Genomic DNA, 16,332 nt, shown 5'->3' on the forward strand with positions numbered 1-16,332 from the left:
CTCCTCCCCGGTACATTGCCTGCTATGTTTTGAATTTAGCCGTCTACCCAGCGTCTCTTGGAACCTTCCAGATGGGTATGCATGGCCGCCTGCGCCAGCAGCGGATCTTTCAACTCAAGGGCCGCCAAAATCGCCTCGTGCTCCTGAAGGGCGTGGGTCCAGGTATCGCGATCCTCAAATTTCACACGCAATTGTGCCGAAATCGGGCTGTGGCGCTCATCGAAGAGGTTTGCCACCAGCCGGGCCAGAACGCTGTTACCGGATTGTTCGGCAATGGTGACGTGGAAAAGCCGGTCCTGATCGAGAGGTTTGCGCGCGGCCTCGATTTCCTGCTGCATCGTGTTGAGAATCTGGCGAAGGTTTGCAATCGTTTCATCGGTCATGCGGCTCGCCGCCAGTACGATTGTCGCGCCTTCCAGCGCTGCGCGCGCCTGCATCAGTTCGGAGGGGCTGTCGCCCAAGGATTTGGTGTTGTGGGTTGTCTGAAGGGCCTCGGTGGAGACATAGACACCGGAACCCATGCGGATTTCGACGGTGTTGTCGATTTCAAGCGCAATCAGTGCCTCGCGCAGTGATGGTCTCGAAACCCCGAGCTTCTGTGCCAGTTCCCGTTCGGCGGGAAGTCGTGTTCCGGGCAGAAACTCTCCCAGATCGATCAGCTCGCGTATCTGGTCCGCAATCTGCTGATAAAGCCTGCGTGGTTCCGCTATTTTGGCCTGACCATTCATGTGTTTTCTGACGAACCTTGTCTGTTATCTGAATTTGGCCTTACCGTAGCGCCAAGCGCATCAATACGCAAGAAATTACTTAAATGCATGAATTTACAATGTTATTTCAATAAGTCTTTTGAGATGATTTTGCGTGTACCAGACGCGGGATTCAAATTTTGGGCTAATTGGCTTGACCATTTTAAAAAAGCGGCCTAACCATTTGGCTCATTATTGCCCCCGGTGGAGCGGGGAGCGCGGGTGGAGGTTTCTTGATGTCGCAGGGCGCATCGACAATTCGAGGCGATTTTTCGCCTGAGGAGACGGCGCGCGGCCTTGGTTCAGGCCTCCTGCGTCTCGAAAACATCAGCAAGGAATTTCCGGGCGTCAAAGCGTTGTCGAATGTGCATTTCGACTTGCGCAGCGGCGAGGTTCACGCTGTCTGCGGCGAAAACGGTGCCGGAAAATCCACCCTGATGAAAATCATCAGCGGCGTTTACCAGCCAAGCGACGGAACCATCCTGCACAAGGGCGTCAAAGTGCAATATGCATCGCCGCTGGAATCCGAAGCCGCCGGCATCGCCATCATCCATCAGGAACTCAACCTCGTTCCGCATCTTTCCGTTGCCGAGAACATCTATCTCGCCCGCGAGCCGCGCCGTGGTTTCCTCGTCGACCGCAAGAAGCTGCGGCTTGATGCAAAGCGCTGTCTCGATCGGCTGGGCGTCGATATCGACCCTGACCAGATTGTCCGCGGCCTCTCGGTCGCTCAATGTCAGATGGTGGAAATTGCCAAGGCGCTTTCCCTGGATGCTGAAGTCCTCATCATGGATGAGCCGACCTCATCGCTGACCGAGCAGGAAACGCGGCTATTGTTCAAGGTGATCCGCGATCTCAAGGCTTCTGGCGTCGGCATCGTCTATATTTCTCACCGGCTCGATGAAATGGCCGAAATCGTCGACCGCGTGACGGTTCTGCGGGACGGGCGTTATATTTCGACCGACGATTTTGCATCGATCACCGTTGACGATATCGTCACGCGCATGGTCGGGCGTTCGCTGGAGGAGAAGTTCCCGGAACGCACGTCGCGCCCTACGGATGATGTTATTTTCTCGGTGGAAGGGCTGACGCGCAAGGGTGTGTTCCACGATGTCGGTTTCTCGCTGCGGCGCGGTGAGATTCTCGGCTTTGCCGGACTGATGGGTGCGGGTCGCACGGAAGTCGCACGGGCGATCTTCGGTGCCGATCCTCTGGATGCTGGCAAGGTCGTTTTCAACGGGCGGGAGCTTTCCATCAGTTCCCCGCGAGATGCCATCGAAGAGGGTATCGCCTATCTGTCCGAAGACCGCAAAAGCGATGGTCTTGCGATCAAGATGTCGGTTGCGGCCAATACGACGCTTGCCAATATCGGCGAGGTCTCCAACCGCTTCGGGCTGATCGACTTCAAGAAGCACGACGATGTCGCCAGACGTTACGTCGATCTCCTCAACATCCGTACCCCTTCGATCGAACAGACGGTGCGGCTGCTTTCAGGTGGCAATCAGCAGAAAATCATCATTGGCAAATGGCTGTTCCGGCAGTCGCGCGTGCTGTTTTTCGACGAGCCGACGCGCGGCATCGATGTCGGCGCAAAATTCGCGATCTACAAGATCATGGACGAGCTGGCTGCACAGGGCATCGGCGTCATTCTCATCAGTTCGGAACTGCCGGAAATTCTGGGACTGACGGATCGTATCGCCGTTTTCCACCAGGGCCGGATCACGGGCGTGCTTGAGACCGCCAAGACCAATCAGGAAGAAATCATGCGGTACGCGTCCGGTTACGGCCGGGCCGCGCAGTGAGGAACGACATGGCTAATATTGCAGAACCCAAGAAGAGCTTCGCTTTCAGCGACCGCCAGAAGGACATCATCCAGAAGTTTGCGGCTCTTGGCAGTCTCGTTGTGCTGGTTATGGTGTTTTCCGCCACCAGCAGCGCCTTCTTCTCCGTCAACAATGCCATGACCATTGCGCTTCAGGTGACCTCCATCGCCCTTCTCGGCATTGGTGCGACCTGCGTCATCATCACCGGCGGCATCGATCTTTCCGTTGGTTCGGTGCTTGCTCTGGCCGGTGTCGTTGCTGCGCTTGCGGTGAAGGAGTTGGGTATGCCGGTGCCGGTCGGCATGCTGCTTGGCATTCTGACGGGGTCGCTTTGCGGTCTTATCAATGGCCTCATGGTCACGCGTTTCAAGCTGCCGCCCTTCATCGCCACGCTCGGCATGATGTTGATCGCCCGTGGTGTGGCACTACAGATCACCGGCGCGCGAGCGGTTTCCGGCCTCGGCGAATCCTTCGGTGAACTCGGCAACGGCGCCCTCTTCCGCATCGTCAATATTGGTGATGACGGTTTTCCGAACGTGGTGTTTCCGGGCATCCCCTACCCCGTCATCCTTATGGTGGTGATTGCGCTGGCTGTTTCCTTCATGCTCAACCGCTCCATCCTTGGCCGTCACATCTATGCCGTCGGTTCGAATGCGGATGCTGCGCGTCTGTCCGGCGTAAACGTCGCACGCGTCACCAATTTCACCTACATCCTGTCCGGTACGCTCGCCGGGTTGACCGGTTGCGTGCTGATGTCGCGCCTCGTCACAGCCCAGCCGAATGAGGGCGTGATGTATGAGCTGGACGCCATTGCCAGCGCCGTTATCGGCGGCACATCGCTCATCGGCGGCGTGGGTACGATTTCCGGCACGGCAATCGGCGCCTTCGTCATCGGCATCCTGCGCAACGGTCTCAATATGAATGGCGTGTCCGCCTTCACGCAACAGATCATCATCGGTCTTGTCATTCTGGTCACCGTCTGGATCGACCAGCTGCGCAACCGCCGCTGATACAGGGCTGCGGACCCTATCCGCAAACAAGATCGGCACGGGAGGCCCGGTATGCCGACATCACGGAGGAAGAAATGAACAAGCTTACGACCGCCCTTCTGACATCCGCAATCGCGCTGTGGAGCGTCTCCACCGTGCAGGCCGGCGAAATCGCCGTCATCGTCAAGACCGTCAACTCCACCTTCTGGCAGAACGTTCAGAAGGGCGCCGATGCGGCGATGAAGGACTCTGCCGGCAACACCATGACCTTCCAGGGTCCGGCTTCTGAATCGGCCATCGCCGATCAGGTCAACATGGTTGAAAACGCTGTAAACCGTAAGGTTTCGGGTATCGTTCTTGCTCCTTCCGATCCTGATGCGCTGGTTCCGGCTGTCAAGAAAGCCTGGGAAGCCCGCATTCCCGTGGTTCTGATCGACTCGCAGCTCGCCAAGGGTTCCGAGCAATATTATCAGTCCTTCCTGGCGACCGATAACAAGAAAGCCGGCGAACTGGCTGCTCAGGCGCTGATCGACAAGGTTGGCAAGGAAGGCAAGATCGCCGTGATGTCCTACGTCGCCGGTGCCGGTTCGGAAATCGGACGCGTTGGCGGTTTCACCGACTATATCCAGATGCATTCCAACCTTAAAATCGTAGGTCCGTTCTATTCGCAGTCGCAGATGGCGACGGCGCTGAACCAGACAACCGACGTTCTGGCCGCCAATTCCGATCTCAAGGGCATCTTCGGCGCCAACGAACCCACCGCAATCGGTGTAGGCCGCGCGCTCGCCCAGGCCGGTAAGGCAGGCAAGGTGGTCGGCATCGGCTTCGACGGTAACCAGGACCTTCAGGGCTTCGTCAAGGACGGCACGCTGGCCGGCATCGTCGTTCAGGGTTCGTATCAGATGGGCGAAAAGGGCATCCAGACCGTTTCGAAGCTCATCAGCAAGGAAAAGGTCGAAAAGTTCGTCGACACCGGCGTTGTTGTTGTCACCAAGGACAATATCGAGAAGCCGGAAGCCAAGAACGTTCTTTATTAACGCATGCCGGCGCGCCGCTCATTGAGTGGCGCGCCTCACAAATTTCAGAAGCGGGATTTCAGTCAATACCGCATACGGTTTTCAACATCCGCTCTACCGAAAAATTCAGGAAGCCCTTGCGATGAAAGTCTCCGATACACGTAAATTGCCGCGCCGTGCCGTTGAAGTCACGGTCATGGGCCTTGGTTGCGCGCAGATGGGTAATCTCTACCGCGTTACGCCCTACGAGGAATCCAAAGGCGCGTTTGACAAGGCATGGGAAAGCGGCATTCGCTATTTCGATACCGCACCTTTTTACGGTTACACGCGTTCGGAGCGTCGTCTTGGAACCATGGTGACGGAGCATGACCGAAGCGAATACACCCTCTCCACCAAGGTCGGTCGCGTCATGGTTCCCGATGAAACTGTGGGCCCGGAAGAGGACGCCTATATTGCGCCGCTGCCTTTCCGGCCGGTCTATGATTATTCCTATGACGGTATTCTGCGCTCCTTCGAAGCGAGCCAGCAGCGGCTCGGCGTTCTGAAGCCGGATATTCTCTATGTGCACGATATCGGCTCTTTCACGCATGGCGAAAAGCACCAGCACTACTGGGAGCAGCTGACCACTGGCGGCGGCTTCCGGGCACTCGGCAAGCTGCGCGAGGAAGGGTCGACGGGTGCTATCGGCCTCGGCGTCAACGAGTGGGAAATCGTCGGCGACGCCATGGATGTTTTCGACATCGACGTTGCCATGCTTGCCGGCCGTTATACGCTTCTGGAGCAGCAGAGCCTTGCCTTCATGAACCGCTGCGCGGAAACCGGCGTTGCGATCGTGGTCGCCGGTGCTTTCAATTCAGGCATTCTGGCAGGCAACCGCAAATTCAACTATGCCGATGCGCCTGCCGACATTATCACGCGGGTGGATGCGCTTCAGGGCGTTTGTGACGACGTTGGTGTTTCGTTGCAGGCGGCTGCGCTACAGTTTCCGCTCGGGCATCCGGCTTCGGTCACGGTCGTATCCGGCGCGCGCAATGCGCAGCAACTTGCCGCAAACATCGAATGGTTCGAACAGGTTGTTCCGGACGAATTCTGGTCGGAGCTGCAAAAGCGTGGCCTGATTTCCGAAGGCGCACCCGTGCCCGGCACAAAGGCCTGAAGCGATGATCATCGATGCCCACCAGCATTTCTGGCTGATGAAGGATCGTGCCGGGCAATGGCCGCCACCGTCTCTGGCTGCCATCTACCGTGATTTTCTTCCGCAGGATCTGTTTCCTCTGCTGGCAAAGGCCGGAGTTTCCGGAACGGTGCTGGTGCAGACGATGGAAAGTACGGCCGATACGGATTTCATGCTCGATCTGGCTGGCAGCACCGATTTCATCAAGGGCGTGGTCGGCTGGGTGGACATGAAGTCCGCGGATGCTGTGGCGGAAATCTCCCGGCGGGCAAAACATCCTGCCTTCAAGGGCGTACGGCCGATGCTGCAAGGCATGGATGATGTGACCTGGATCGACGATCCCGCGCTCGATGCCGCCGTGGATGCGCTGGTGAAACATGCACTGGTGTTCGATGCGCTGGTCCTGCCGCCGCATCTGTCGCATCTTCTCGCTTTCGCGCGCCGCCATCCGCAATTGCCTGTTGTCATCGATCACGGGGCGAAGCCGCTTATCGCCACGGGCCAATATGGGGACTGGCGCAGGGACATGGCAGCTTTGGCGGCCCTTCCCAACCTCCATTGCAAGCTGTCCGGCCTTTTGACCGAGCGTGGCGAGCAGAGACCGGAAGCCGTCAGGCCCTATGCCGAAACCATTCTGGAACTGTTCGGCGGCGAACGCGTGATCTTCGGCAGCGACTGGCCGGTATTGCGGCTGGCTGGCGACTATCAGGAATGGCTGGACTTCTGCCGCGAAATCGTGCCTGAGCACGACCATGCGGCCGTCTTTGGCGGCAACGCCGTTCGTTTTTATTCCCTTCCCAACAGGTGATGCATGCTGGCGATTTTCTGCGAGACCCCCGGTCAACTTGTCCCCAAGGAACTACCAAAGCCGGCCCGTGGCGAAGGTGAAGTGCTGGTGCGTATTCGTCGCATTGGTGTCTGCGGCACGGACCTGCATATTTTCACCGGTAATCAGCCTTATCTTTCCTATCCGCGCATCATGGGCCACGAGCTTTCCGGCACGGTGGAAGAGGCGCCGGAAGGCAGCCATCTTTCGGCGGGCGATGTCGTTACCGTCATACCCTATATTTCCTGTGGTGAGTGCAGCGCCTGCCGCAAAGGAAAGAGCAATTGCTGCCGCAACATCGGTGTGCTTGGCGTTCATCGCGATGGCGGCATGGTCGAATATCTGAGCGTTCCGCAGCAATTCGTGCTGAAGGCGGAGGGCTTGAGCCTCGATCAGGCGGCAATGACCGAATTTCTGGCGATTGGCGCGCATGCCGTGCGTCGTGGGTCGGTGGAAAAGGGTCAGAAGGTCCTGATCGTCGGTGCCGGTCCGATCGGCATGGCGGTTGCGGTTTTCGCCGTTCTCGATGGCGGTGAGGTGACGATGATTGACGGGCGCACCGACCGGCTGGATTTCTGCAAGGACCATCTCGGCGTTGCCCATACGGTGACGCTTGGCGAGGGCGACAAGGATCGCCTGTCGGATATCACCGGCGGCGATTTCTTCGATGCCGTTTTTGATGCGACCGGTAATCCTAAAGCCATGGAGCGTGGCTTTTCCTTCGTCGGCCACGGTGGTTCCTATGTGCTGGTTTCCATCGTTGCCAGCGATATCTCCTTCAACGATCCGGAGTTTCACAAGCGCGAAACCACGCTGCTCGGCAGCCGCAACGCCACGCCGGAGGATTTCGAGCGGGTGTTGCAGGCGCTGCGGGAAGGCAAGGTACCGGAGGCACTCATCACTCACCGCATGACACTTGCCGATGTGCCTTCCAAATTCGCCGGGCTGATCGATCCGAAAGCCGGAGTCATCAAGGGCATGGTGGAGGTCGCATGACGACCGACACACCCATCCTGCAATTCGGTACCAGCCGCTTTCTTCTGGCGCATGCGGATTTGTTCATTTCGCAGGCGCTGGAAAAAGGCGAGGCCCTCGGGCGCATCGCAATCGTTCAGACGACCGGCAATGCGGAGAGCCTGAAGCGTGTGGCAGCATTGAACGATGGCACGCCCTATCCGGTGCGCATTCGCGGCATTCGCGACGGGCAAGAGGTGGATGAGGAAATTCCAGGTAAGGCTGTCGCGCGCGCGCTGACGGCGGCGGCCGACTGGGCCGAGGTGCGGCGCATCGCCTGCGGGGCAGGGGTCATTCTGTCCAATACGGGTGACCGCGGTTATGAGCTGGATTCGTTCGACGGGCCGGGTCTTGCCGACGACTTCACGCTTGTACCAAAGAGTTTTCCGGCAAAGCTCTGCCTGTTGCTGCTGGAACGTTTTCAGACCAATCCGGAAGCCCCTGTATCGATCTTTCCTTGCGAGCTTGTTCCGCGCAACGGCGACCGGTTGAAAGAGGTTGTTCGCCAGCTTGCCGACGAATGGCAGCTGCCGGCGGGTTTTGGCTTCTACCTGAATGAGAAATGCCGTTTTGCCAACAGCCTTGTAGACCGCATCGTTTCCGAGCCGATCGATCCGGTTGGCGCAGTTGCCGAGCCCTATGCGCTTTGGGCAATCGAGAAGCAGGAGGGCCTTGTTCTGCCCTGCACCCACCCTGCGGTGGTGCTGACTGATGATCTCGACCGCTATGAAAAGCTAAAGCTGTTCCTGCTCAATCTTGGCCATTCATATCTGGCGGAGCGATGGTTGCGGGATGCCCGTGAGAAAGACGAGACGGTGCGGCAGGCAATGGCCGACGATGCGCTTTCGGGAGATCTGGAAACGCTCTGGCGGGACGAGGTTCTGCCGGTCTTTGCCGCAGAAGGCATGGGAGAAGAAGCGCAAGCCTATATCAGTGCTGTGCGGGAGCGTTTCCTGAACCCCTTTCTCGCCCACCGGCTCGCGGACATTTCAGGCAATCACGATGAAAAGAAACGCCGTCGTTTTGTCCCGGTCATCGCAGCGGCGGAACGTCTGGGGTTAAACGTGCCGCAGCAGAAACTGCGTGCGGCGCTCGCCACCATCAAGCAATAACGGAGTTTTGTATGCAGCGCATGGGAATGGTCATCGGCGTCAAACCGGACATGATTGCGGAATATAGAAGACTGCACGCCGCCGTCTGGCCCGAAATTCTGGCGCTCATCAGCGATTGCAACATCCGCAACTACACGATCTTCCTGCGCGAACCGGAAAATCTGCTGTTCGGATATTGGGAATATCACGGCACCGATTTCAGCGCCGATATGGCGAAGATGGCGGCAAGCCCAAAGAACCAGGAATGGTGGTCTTTCACCATTCCCTGCCAGCAACCACTCGAAAGCCGCAAGGAGGGCGAGTGGTGGGCAATGATGGAAGAAACCTTCCACCACGACTGAACGATTTCCTTTGACACTGACCGCGAGTGAACGGCCATGACCAAAATTACTGATCTGCGAGTTTTCGACCTGCGTTTTCCGACCTCCCAGAGCCTTGATGGTTCGGATGCGATGAACCCCGACCCGGATTATTCGGCGGCTTACGTCATTCTCGACACCGATGAACCGGAACTGAAAGGCCACGGGCTGACCTTCACCATTGGCCGCGGCAATGAGATTTGCTGCATGGCCATCAAGGCGATGCGCCATCTGGTGGTCGGAACCGATCTCGCCACGGTGACCGAGAACCCCGGCAAATACTGGCGCCACCTGACTGGTGATAGCCAGCTTCGCTGGATCGGCCCGGACAAGGGCGCGATGCATCTCGCCACCGGCGCTGTCGTAAATGCTGTCTGGGATTTGCTGGCCAAAAAGGCGGGAAAGCCGGTCTGGCAGCTTGTTGCCGATATGAGCCCGGAAGAAATCGCCGATATCGTCGATTACCGTTATCTGACTGACGTGCTGACGAAGGACGATGCGCTTGCGATCCTCAAAAAAGCCGAAAGCGGCAAAAAGGAACGTATCGAGACGCTGAAGAACGAAGGCTACGCCTGCTACACCACATCAGCCGGCTGGCTCGGTTATGACGACGCCAAGCTGCGCCGTCTTTGCCAGGAAGCGATCGATGCCGGTTTCAACCATGTAAAGATGAAGGTTGGCCGTGATCTCGAAGACGATATCCGCCGCCTCACCATCGCCCGCGAGGTGATCGGCCCCGACCGTTATCTGATGATCGACGCCAACCAGGTGTGGGAAGTGGATCAGGCGATTGAATGGGTCAAGCAACTTGCCTTCGCCAAGCCCTTCTTCATTGAAGAGCCGACCAGCCCGGACGATGTCGCCGGCCATCGCAAGATCCGTGCAGCCATCGGCTCCGTGAAGGTGGCAACCGGCGAAATGTGCCAGAACCGTATCATGTTCAAGCAGTTCATCGCCGAAGGTGCAATCGACGTCGTGCAGATCGACAGCTGCCGCATGGGTGGTCTCAACGAGGTGCTGGCGGTTCTGTTGATTGCTGCCAAATACAATTTGCCGGTCTGGCCGCATGCCGGTGGCGTCGGCCTTTGCGAATATGTGCAGCATCTGTCGATGATCGACTATCTCGTGGTTTCCGGCACCAAGGAAGGCCGCGTGATCGAATATGTCGACCATCTGCACGAGCATTTCATCGAACCCTGCGATATTCGCAATGCCGCGTACATGCCGCCGAAGCTGCCCGGTTTCTCCATTGAAATGAAGCCGGATTCTATTGCGACCTACACGTTCAAGGGATGATTGAAGGATAACAGCGCTTCCGTGAGGCGCTGCCACTCCGCTTCGCTGCCGGGAAGGCCGAAACGCATGTCGTTCGGCCTTTCATCAAAAATGCGCACCAGAATGCCGTGCAGGCCAAGGTGATCGAACAGTTCTTTGGCCCGGTGGTCCCGCACCAGGGTAAACAGGGACGTACCGCCGGCAATCTTCAGGCCCGCTTTTTCCAGCAATTCACTCATACGCTGTGCTTCTGCCGCAAGCCGGAGGCGCATGGATGATTGCCATTCCCTGTCTGCCAAAGCCTGCGTCGCGATATTGAGCGCCGGCCCGGATACTGCCCAGGGGCCAAGCCTTGCCTCCAGCTCGGCAGCGATGTCGGGATGCGCAAGCGCAAAACCGAGCCGGACCCCTGCCATGCCATAGAACTTGCCGAAGGATCGCAGTACCACCAGCGCGTCGCGCCCTGCGACATTTGCAAGGCTTTCCGTATGTCCCGTCTCGATAAAGGCCTCGTCTACGACGAGCAGGCCGCCTTTGCGGCGCATCGCCTCGGCCAGCGACAACAAAGCTTCTCGATCCGTGATGCGACCATCGGGGTTGTTGGGATTGACCACCACCGCATAGTCGTAAGCTGACAGACCACTAATATGGTCTACCTCGGTCACTGTCAGTCCGGCCATGCGCGCGGTTCGGGCATGTTCGGCATAAGCGGGTGAGAGCACGGCTCCGCTTTTCGCTCCGCGCTCGAGTGCCAGGTGAGCCAGCAATGGCATCAGCATCTGGGTGCCGGGGGACAATGCCACATGCCCCGAGGATGGTGCGCCGAAAGAGGCGACGGCCAGCCTTTTCAATTCTTGGGCCGCGTCAGGCTCCGGCAGGCGGGCAAATGCGCTGGCGGGAACGGGAGAATGCGGGTAGGAGTGCGGATTGATCCCGGTCGACAGGTCGATCCACGGTTCCGGCGCTTCAGGAAACATCAGACGCGCCTTGCCGAGATTGCCGCCGTGACGGATCGCAGCCTGCGCTTTTTCCGGTACCTTATCGCCCATGTTCTTCGCTCTCGCTTTCCTGTCGCTCTTGATCGAACGCCTGACTGGATATCCGGACTGGCTGTTCAAACGCATCGGTCATCCCGTCACCTGGATCGGTTCGCTTATCGCGCTGCTGGACAAAAAATGGAACCGGGAGAGTGCTTCATTTTCGCAGCGCAAGGCGGCAGGCGTCGTGGCGCTTTCCGTTTTTCTGGCGCTGACGGTGCTTGTTGCATGGTTAGTGCAATCGGTTCTGCTTTTATTGCCCCTTGGTCTGTTGCTTGTTGCGGTGCTTGGGGCGTCACTTCCGGCCCAAAAAAGTCTGGAACAGCATGTGGAGGCCGTCGCCATTGCGCTGGAACGCGAGGGGATTGACGGCGGGCGCAAAGCTGTCTCCATGATCGTCGGGCGCGATCCGCAGGCGCTGGATGAGGCGGCAATCTGCCGGGCGGCAATTGAAAGCCTGGCTGAGAATTTCTCTGACGGCATTGTCGCCCCTTCCCTCTGGCTTGGTCTTCTGGGGCTGCCAGGCGGTGCGGGTTATAAGGCAATCAACACGGCCGACAGCATGATCGGTCATCGCTCGCCACGCCATGAGGCCTTTGGTTGGGCGTCGGCCCGGCTGGACGACCTGGTCAATTTGCCGGCATCGAGACTGAGCGGCGGTCTTCTCGTGGTCGCCGCGTTTTTCGTGAAGGGTGCATCACCGAAAGGGGCAATTGCCGCGATACGCCGCGATGCGCGGCATCACCGCTCTCCCAATGCCGGCTGGCCGGAGGCGGCATTGGCCGGGGCACTGAGCTTTGCGCTGGCCGGGCCGCGCTCCTATGGCGGGCAGATGATCGAGGCTCGTTTCATGGGCGAAGGCGGAAGAGCGACACTGGTTGCTGGCGATATTCGCACGGCGCTCAGGCTGGCGAGGATCGCAGACTTCCTGCTGATCGCGCTGTTCGGATTGCTGGCAATCCTTATCGCGCTATAGAAAGCAGTCTGTCGAGATCGAGGTGGTTCTCCATATGGGCCGCCAGGCGATCAAGAACGGCATGCACCTGCGCATCATAGTTCAGTTGCGTGCTCTGCCCACCAAGGCGCTCAAGCCACGCCCCGCGTTGGCGGTCATCCGCAAACAGGCCGTGGATATAGGTGCCTAAGATGCGGCCATCGGGCGAAATTGCGCCATCGGCATGCCCGTCAATGGTCGAAAATGGCAGGTTGCCCGCAGCACCCGTCGTTTCGCCAACATGCATTTCATAGCCGGATAAGGGAATTCCGTCGAAACTTTGTCCCTGGACGGAAACGAGCCTCTTGTCACCGGTCAAAACCGTCGTCACATCCAACAGGCCCAACCCATCGACCGTCATTGGTGGTCCTTCGATGCCGTCAGGGTCGGCAACGGTTTTTCCAAGCATCTGGTATCCGCCGCAGAGACCGAGAACATAACCGCCGCGGCGCACATGTGCCTTGATGTCGATGTCGAGGCCTGCATTTTTCAGCACGGCGAGATCAGCTATGGTGGATTTCGAACCGCAGAGCAGAACCAGCCGGCAATCGGCGGGAATGGTCTCGCCCTGCCGCACTCGGATCAGCTCCACATCCGGCTCCATGTCGAGCGGATCCAGATCGTCGAAATTGGAGATATGCGGCAGGATTGGCACGGCAATGCGGATTTTCGCGCCGGGCTTTTGTTGCGCCGGGCCGGTAAGCCCAAGGGCGTCCTCCGCTGGCAATTTCGCAGCATCGGAAAAATGCGGCAACAGCCCGATGGACGCCCAGCCGGTCTTTTCCGCGATCATCCGCATGCCGTCTGAAAACAGCGTAGGGTCACCGCGAAAGCGGTTCACGATGAAGCCCTCTATCATCGCGGCATCATCGCGTTCGAGAACGGTTTTTGTGCCCACGAGGCTGGCGATGACCCCGCCCCGGTCGATATCGCCGATCAGGATCACGGGAGCATCTGCGGCGCGGGCAAAACCCATATTGGCGATGTCGTTAGCGCGGAGGTTGATTTCGGAAGCACTTCCCGCCCCTTCCACCAGCACCAGATCGGCCTGTTGTTTCAGGTGCTCGAAGCTCTCCAGCACATGCGGCATCAGCCCGGCTTTCATGTGCTGATAATCGGCTGCCTTGGCATTGCCGACAATTTTGCCCTGTACGACGACCTGTGCGCCGGTTTCGCTCTGCGGCTTTAAAAGCACCGGGTTCATGTGAACCGACAGCGGAACGCCTGCTGCCCGCGCCTGCAGCGCCTGCGCGCGACCGATCTCGCCGCCATCGGCAGTGACCGCCGCATTGTTCGACATGTTCTGCGGCTTGAACGGCATGACGGACAGGCCACGCCTGACGAAGGCGCGGGCAAGGCCAGCCACCATCAGCGATTTGCCGACATCCGAGCCGGTTCCCTGAAACATCAGCACACGTGCAGTCATGTCAGTATTCTATCCCGGCCTGCGCCTTTACGCCCGCCTTGAAGTGATGTTTGACGAGGGTCATTTCCGTCACCATGTCGGCAGCGTCGATCAACGGTTGTTTGGCGTTGCGGCCGGTAACGATGACATGCAGATCGGATCTACGGTTGGAAAGCGTTTCGACGACCTCTTCCAGCGGCAGGTAATCATAGCGGAGCGCAATGTTCAGTTCGTCGAGAACCAGCAATCCGATCGTCTCGTCAGCCATCAGTGCTTTCGCTTCCTCCCAGGCCTTTGTAGCCGCCGCGACATCGCGCTTGAGGTCCTGCGTGTCCCAGGTAAACCCCTCGCCCATGGTGCGCCATTCCACCCTGTCGCCGAACAAAGTCAGGGCCTGCTGTTCACCCGTCGACCATGCGCCCTTGATGAATTGGACGACGCCGACCCGCCGCCCGGTGCCGAGCATGCGCAAAGCGAGGCCGAAAGCGGCCGTGGATTTGCCTTTACCAGGGCCGGTATTGATCATCAGCAGACCTTTTTCGATGGTCTTTTCCGCGACTTCGGCATCCTGAACCGTCTTGCGGTTGACCATTTTCTGCCGGTGGCGTTCGGCTTCGCTGTCGCTGATATCGCGTGTCATCGCGTTTTCCTTCTCGTCCAGCGGCGCGGGACCGTATGCCCCCACCATTCGGAGCGGCGACTATACTCAATTTGCCGCACCCGGCAATCGACAAGCCGGCAGCATTGACCGTCACGCCCGTTCAGCCTAAGGGTAAGGCACTGACGGTCTTTTCCCGGCAACGGGAAAAGCTAAGAGGGAACACGGTTCCACCCCATAACGGGTCATTCCGTGGCTGCCCCCGCAACTGTAAGCGGTAAGCCCGCACTATGAAGCCACTGGACCATAAAATTGGCCCGGGAAGGTGGTGCAGGGTGTTTTAAAGCCGCAAGCCAGGAGACCTGCCGTTTCAGGAAAAAACGTCTCCCGGGCGGGGTGCTCCGGTCAGCCGGTCGAATTGATTTGCAGCCGCGCTTTTCAGTGCGCTGTTTTCGACATCCGCACCCCGATGAGTTTAAAGGCGCGGAAAGCGGAACGGTTTGGATATTACCACAACATCTTCTTGTGCGGACGGGACAATGGAAGCCAACACAGCTTCCGGCGTGGTCGTTTTTGTCTGCCGAAGCTGTCGCGACGACACCGATCCCAATGCGGAGCCGCGCCCCGGCACCATCCTTGCGGAAGCTGCCATCGCAAAAGCGCGTGAATCCGGCATCGATGTTCGCTCCGTCAATTGCCTTGCCAATTGCAAACGCGGCCTCAGTGCCGTGCTGCGCGGTGCCGATGGCTGGTCCTATGTATTCGGCGGGCTGACGCCCAACGATGCGGAAGACCTGCTCACGGGCGCGCAAATGCTGGCCGCCTCCGCAGATGGCCTGATGCCTTGGCGCGGCCGCCCCGACACATTGAAGCGCTGCATGGTGGCGCGCATTCCCCCATTCGATTTTACCGAGGAGAGATCATGAGCACCCTTCTGGACCGCGTTCCCTGCACCATCGTCACTGGCTTTCTGGGGGCTGGAAAAACCACGCTGCTGCGCGGTCTCCTAGAAAAGCTTGATGGCAAGCGGCTTGCCATCATCGTCAACGAATTCGGTGATATCGGCATCGATGGGGATATCCTCAAGGGATGCGGCATTGAGAGCTGCCCGGAGGAAAACATCGTCGAGCTGGCCAATGGCTGCATCTGCTGCACGGTGGCGGATGATTTCCAGCCGGCCATCGAGCAGATTCTGAGCCGCCAGCCGAAGGTGGAGCATATCCTCATCGAGACCTCCGGCCTTGCCCTGCCCAAGCCGCTGGTGCAGGCATTTCAATGGCCGGCCATCAAGAGCCGCGTGACGGTTGACGCTGTGGTTGCCGTGGTGGATGGCGCTGCCCTTGCCGAGGGTCAGGTGGCGCATGACATGGAAGCCCTTGCCGCCCAGCGCGCAAATGACGAAGCCCTCGATCACGACGATCCGGTCGAAGAGGTTTTCGAGGACCAGATCGCCTGTGCCGATCTTATCGTGCTGACCAAGGCGGATCTGCTCGATAGCGCCGGTCTGGAAAAGGCGAAAGCTCATATTCTCGAGCATTTGCCGCGGGCCGCAAAGATCGTCGTCGCCTCGAATGGCGTCATCGATCCGGCCGTGCTGATCGGCCTCGGTCTTGCGGTTGAAGAGGATATCGAAAACCGCCGCACCCATCACGATGGTGAACTCGACCACGAACATGACGATTTCGACAGCTTCGTCATCGACCTGCCGGCCGTGATCGATCCGGAAGCGCTGGCGGCTCGTATTGCCAAGACGGCGGCTGCGGAAAATGTTCTGCGCATCAAAGGTTTCGTCGAAGTATCCACCAAGCCGATGCGCCTGCAGGTGCAGGCAGTCGGTAGCCGCGTCAACCATTATTACGACCGTCCCTGGGCGGTCGGTGAAGAGCGCCGCAGCCGCCTCGTCGTCATAGGCGAAAAGGGCCTCAACCGCGAAAAGATCGAACAGATGCTGGCCGCCTGATAGA

The 16,332-nt window shown here is 58.8% G+C and carries 16 protein-coding genes and 1 riboswitch; of the genes, 12 read left to right on the forward strand and 4 right to left on the reverse strand.

Going from position 1 to position 16,332, the window contains the following annotated elements:
* Positions 1-35: 35 nt before the first annotated feature.
* Positions 36-728 carry a FadR/GntR family transcriptional regulator gene (locus tag ACQZ5Y_RS14955; protein WP_013637003.1) on the reverse strand — a complete coding sequence of 231 codons (693 nt, stop codon included), beginning with the start codon at positions 726-728 and terminating at the stop codon, positions 36-38.
* A 254-nt stretch (positions 729-982) separates the two neighbouring features.
* On the opposite strand from ACQZ5Y_RS14955, the gene ACQZ5Y_RS14960 reads away from it, so the two are divergent.
* The 9 genes from ACQZ5Y_RS14960 to ACQZ5Y_RS15000 all read left to right on the forward strand — a co-directional run bounded on the left by ACQZ5Y_RS14960 (position 983) and on the right by ACQZ5Y_RS15000 (position 10,355).
* Positions 983-2,548, forward strand: coding sequence for a sugar ABC transporter ATP-binding protein (locus ACQZ5Y_RS14960; protein WP_013637002.1), 1,566 nt, complete (start codon positions 983-985; stop codon positions 2,546-2,548).
* 8 nt (positions 2,549-2,556) lie between these two features.
* Positions 2,557-3,579, forward strand: a complete 1,023-nt coding sequence (locus ACQZ5Y_RS14965; RefSeq protein ID WP_003516396.1) for an ABC transporter permease — start codon at positions 2,557-2,559, stop codon at positions 3,577-3,579.
* Between the two features lie 74 nt (positions 3,580-3,653).
* Positions 3,654-4,595 carry an ABC transporter substrate-binding protein gene (locus tag ACQZ5Y_RS14970; RefSeq protein WP_003516397.1) on the forward strand — a complete coding sequence of 314 codons (942 nt, stop codon included), beginning with the start codon at positions 3,654-3,656 and terminating at the stop codon, positions 4,593-4,595.
* A 121-nt stretch (positions 4,596-4,716) separates the two neighbouring features.
* Positions 4,717-5,730: an aldo/keto reductase gene (locus ACQZ5Y_RS14975; protein WP_038492598.1), complete on the forward strand. Its 1,014-nt coding sequence runs from the start codon at positions 4,717-4,719 to the stop codon at positions 5,728-5,730.
* A gap of 4 nt (positions 5,731-5,734) precedes the next feature.
* A complete protein-coding gene (locus tag ACQZ5Y_RS14980; protein WP_174050226.1) occupies positions 5,735-6,556 on the forward strand; it encodes an amidohydrolase family protein in 822 nt (273 codons plus the stop codon).
* A 3-nt stretch (positions 6,557-6,559) separates the two neighbouring features.
* Positions 6,560-7,570, forward strand: coding sequence for a zinc-binding alcohol dehydrogenase family protein (locus tag ACQZ5Y_RS14985; protein ID WP_174050224.1), 1,011 nt, complete (start codon positions 6,560-6,562; stop codon positions 7,568-7,570).
* Complete coding sequence (locus ACQZ5Y_RS14990) at positions 7,567-8,700, forward strand: mannitol dehydrogenase family protein (RefSeq protein WP_174050222.1); 1,134 nt, start codon at positions 7,567-7,569, stop codon at positions 8,698-8,700. The genes ACQZ5Y_RS14985 and ACQZ5Y_RS14990 overlap by 4 nt, the downstream gene beginning before the upstream one ends.
* Positions 8,701-8,711: 11 nt before the next feature.
* Entirely contained in the window at positions 8,712-9,041 is a 330-nt protein-coding gene (locus ACQZ5Y_RS14995; protein ID WP_003516404.1) for an L-rhamnose mutarotase, read from the forward strand.
* Positions 9,042-9,077: 36 nt separating this feature from the next.
* Positions 9,078-10,355 carry an L-fuconate dehydratase gene (locus ACQZ5Y_RS15000; RefSeq protein WP_003516405.1) on the forward strand — a complete coding sequence of 426 codons (1,278 nt, stop codon included), beginning with the start codon at positions 9,078-9,080 and terminating at the stop codon, positions 10,353-10,355.
* On the opposite strand, the gene cobD is transcribed toward ACQZ5Y_RS15000, so the two are convergent.
* Positions 10,337-11,383, reverse strand: coding sequence for a threonine-phosphate decarboxylase CobD (gene cobD / locus ACQZ5Y_RS15005; protein WP_174050220.1), 1,047 nt, complete (start codon positions 11,381-11,383; stop codon positions 10,337-10,339). The two genes, ACQZ5Y_RS15000 and cobD, sit on opposite strands and share 19 nt — an antisense overlap.
* Between cobD and cbiB the strand changes: the two genes are divergently transcribed.
* A complete protein-coding gene (gene cbiB / locus ACQZ5Y_RS15010) occupies positions 11,382-12,347 on the forward strand; it encodes an adenosylcobinamide-phosphate synthase CbiB (protein WP_174050218.1) in 966 nt (321 codons plus the stop codon). The genes cobD and cbiB overlap by 2 nt on opposite strands.
* Here cbiB and ACQZ5Y_RS15015 read toward each other — a convergent pair.
* Positions 12,334-13,791: a cobyric acid synthase gene (locus ACQZ5Y_RS15015; protein WP_174050216.1), complete on the reverse strand. Its 1,458-nt coding sequence runs from the start codon at positions 13,789-13,791 to the stop codon at positions 12,334-12,336. The two genes, cbiB and ACQZ5Y_RS15015, sit on opposite strands and share 14 nt — an antisense overlap.
* Position 13,792: 1 nt before the next feature.
* Positions 13,793-14,410 carry a cob(I)yrinic acid a,c-diamide adenosyltransferase gene (cobO, locus tag ACQZ5Y_RS15020; protein WP_035252400.1) on the reverse strand — a complete coding sequence of 206 codons (618 nt, stop codon included), beginning with the start codon at positions 14,408-14,410 and terminating at the stop codon, positions 13,793-13,795.
* 127 nt (positions 14,411-14,537) lie between these two features.
* A riboswitch (cobalamin riboswitch) is annotated at positions 14,538-14,752 on the forward strand.
* Positions 14,753-14,907: 155 nt separating this feature from the next.
* Between cobO and ACQZ5Y_RS15025 the strand changes: the two genes are divergently transcribed.
* Both ACQZ5Y_RS15025 and cobW read left to right on the forward strand, forming a co-directional pair.
* Positions 14,908-15,294: a DUF1636 family protein gene (locus ACQZ5Y_RS15025; protein ID WP_174050214.1), complete on the forward strand. Its 387-nt coding sequence runs from the start codon at positions 14,908-14,910 to the stop codon at positions 15,292-15,294.
* Positions 15,291-16,328, forward strand: a complete 1,038-nt coding sequence (gene cobW / locus ACQZ5Y_RS15030) for a cobalamin biosynthesis protein CobW (RefSeq protein WP_174050212.1) — start codon at positions 15,291-15,293, stop codon at positions 16,326-16,328. Before ACQZ5Y_RS15025 ends, cobW begins: the two co-directional genes overlap by 4 nt.
* The last annotated feature ends 4 nt before the right edge of the window (positions 16,329-16,332 follow it).

The organism is Agrobacterium sp. A3-95, from assembly GCF_053521785.1.

Coding starts and splice junctions, on each gene's coding strand:
- ACQZ5Y_RS15025 (WP_174050214.1), top strand. CDS start 14,908: ATGGAAGCCAACACAGCTTCCGGCGTGGTCGTTTTTGTCTGCCGAAGC.
- ACQZ5Y_RS14975 (WP_038492598.1), top strand. CDS start 4,717: ATGAAAGTCTCCGATACACGTAAATTGCCGCGCCGTGCCGTTGAAGTC.
- ACQZ5Y_RS14980 (WP_174050226.1), top strand. CDS start 5,735: ATGATCATCGATGCCCACCAGCATTTCTGGCTGATGAAGGATCGTGCC.
- ACQZ5Y_RS14995 (WP_003516404.1), top strand. CDS start 8,712: ATGCAGCGCATGGGAATGGTCATCGGCGTCAAACCGGACATGATTGCG.
- cobO (WP_035252400.1), bottom strand. CDS start 14,410: ATGACACGCGATATCAGCGACAGCGAAGCCGAACGCCACCGGCAGAAA.
- cbiB (WP_174050218.1), top strand. CDS start 11,382: ATGTTCTTCGCTCTCGCTTTCCTGTCGCTCTTGATCGAACGCCTGACT.
- ACQZ5Y_RS14985 (WP_174050224.1), top strand. CDS start 6,560: ATGCTGGCGATTTTCTGCGAGACCCCCGGTCAACTTGTCCCCAAGGAA.
- ACQZ5Y_RS15015 (WP_174050216.1), bottom strand. CDS start 13,791: ATGACTGCACGTGTGCTGATGTTTCAGGGAACCGGCTCGGATGTCGGC.
- cobW (WP_174050212.1), top strand. CDS start 15,291: ATGAGCACCCTTCTGGACCGCGTTCCCTGCACCATCGTCACTGGCTTT.
- ACQZ5Y_RS14970 (WP_003516397.1), top strand. CDS start 3,654: ATGAACAAGCTTACGACCGCCCTTCTGACATCCGCAATCGCGCTGTGG.
- ACQZ5Y_RS15000 (WP_003516405.1), top strand. CDS start 9,078: ATGACCAAAATTACTGATCTGCGAGTTTTCGACCTGCGTTTTCCGACC.
- ACQZ5Y_RS14990 (WP_174050222.1), top strand. CDS start 7,567: ATGACGACCGACACACCCATCCTGCAATTCGGTACCAGCCGCTTTCTT.
- ACQZ5Y_RS14965 (WP_003516396.1), top strand. CDS start 2,557: ATGGCTAATATTGCAGAACCCAAGAAGAGCTTCGCTTTCAGCGACCGC.
- ACQZ5Y_RS14955 (WP_013637003.1), bottom strand. CDS start 728: ATGAATGGTCAGGCCAAAATAGCGGAACCACGCAGGCTTTATCAGCAG.
- ACQZ5Y_RS14960 (WP_013637002.1), top strand. CDS start 983: ATGTCGCAGGGCGCATCGACAATTCGAGGCGATTTTTCGCCTGAGGAG.
- cobD (WP_174050220.1), bottom strand. CDS start 11,383: ATGGGCGATAAGGTACCGGAAAAAGCGCAGGCTGCGATCCGTCACGGC.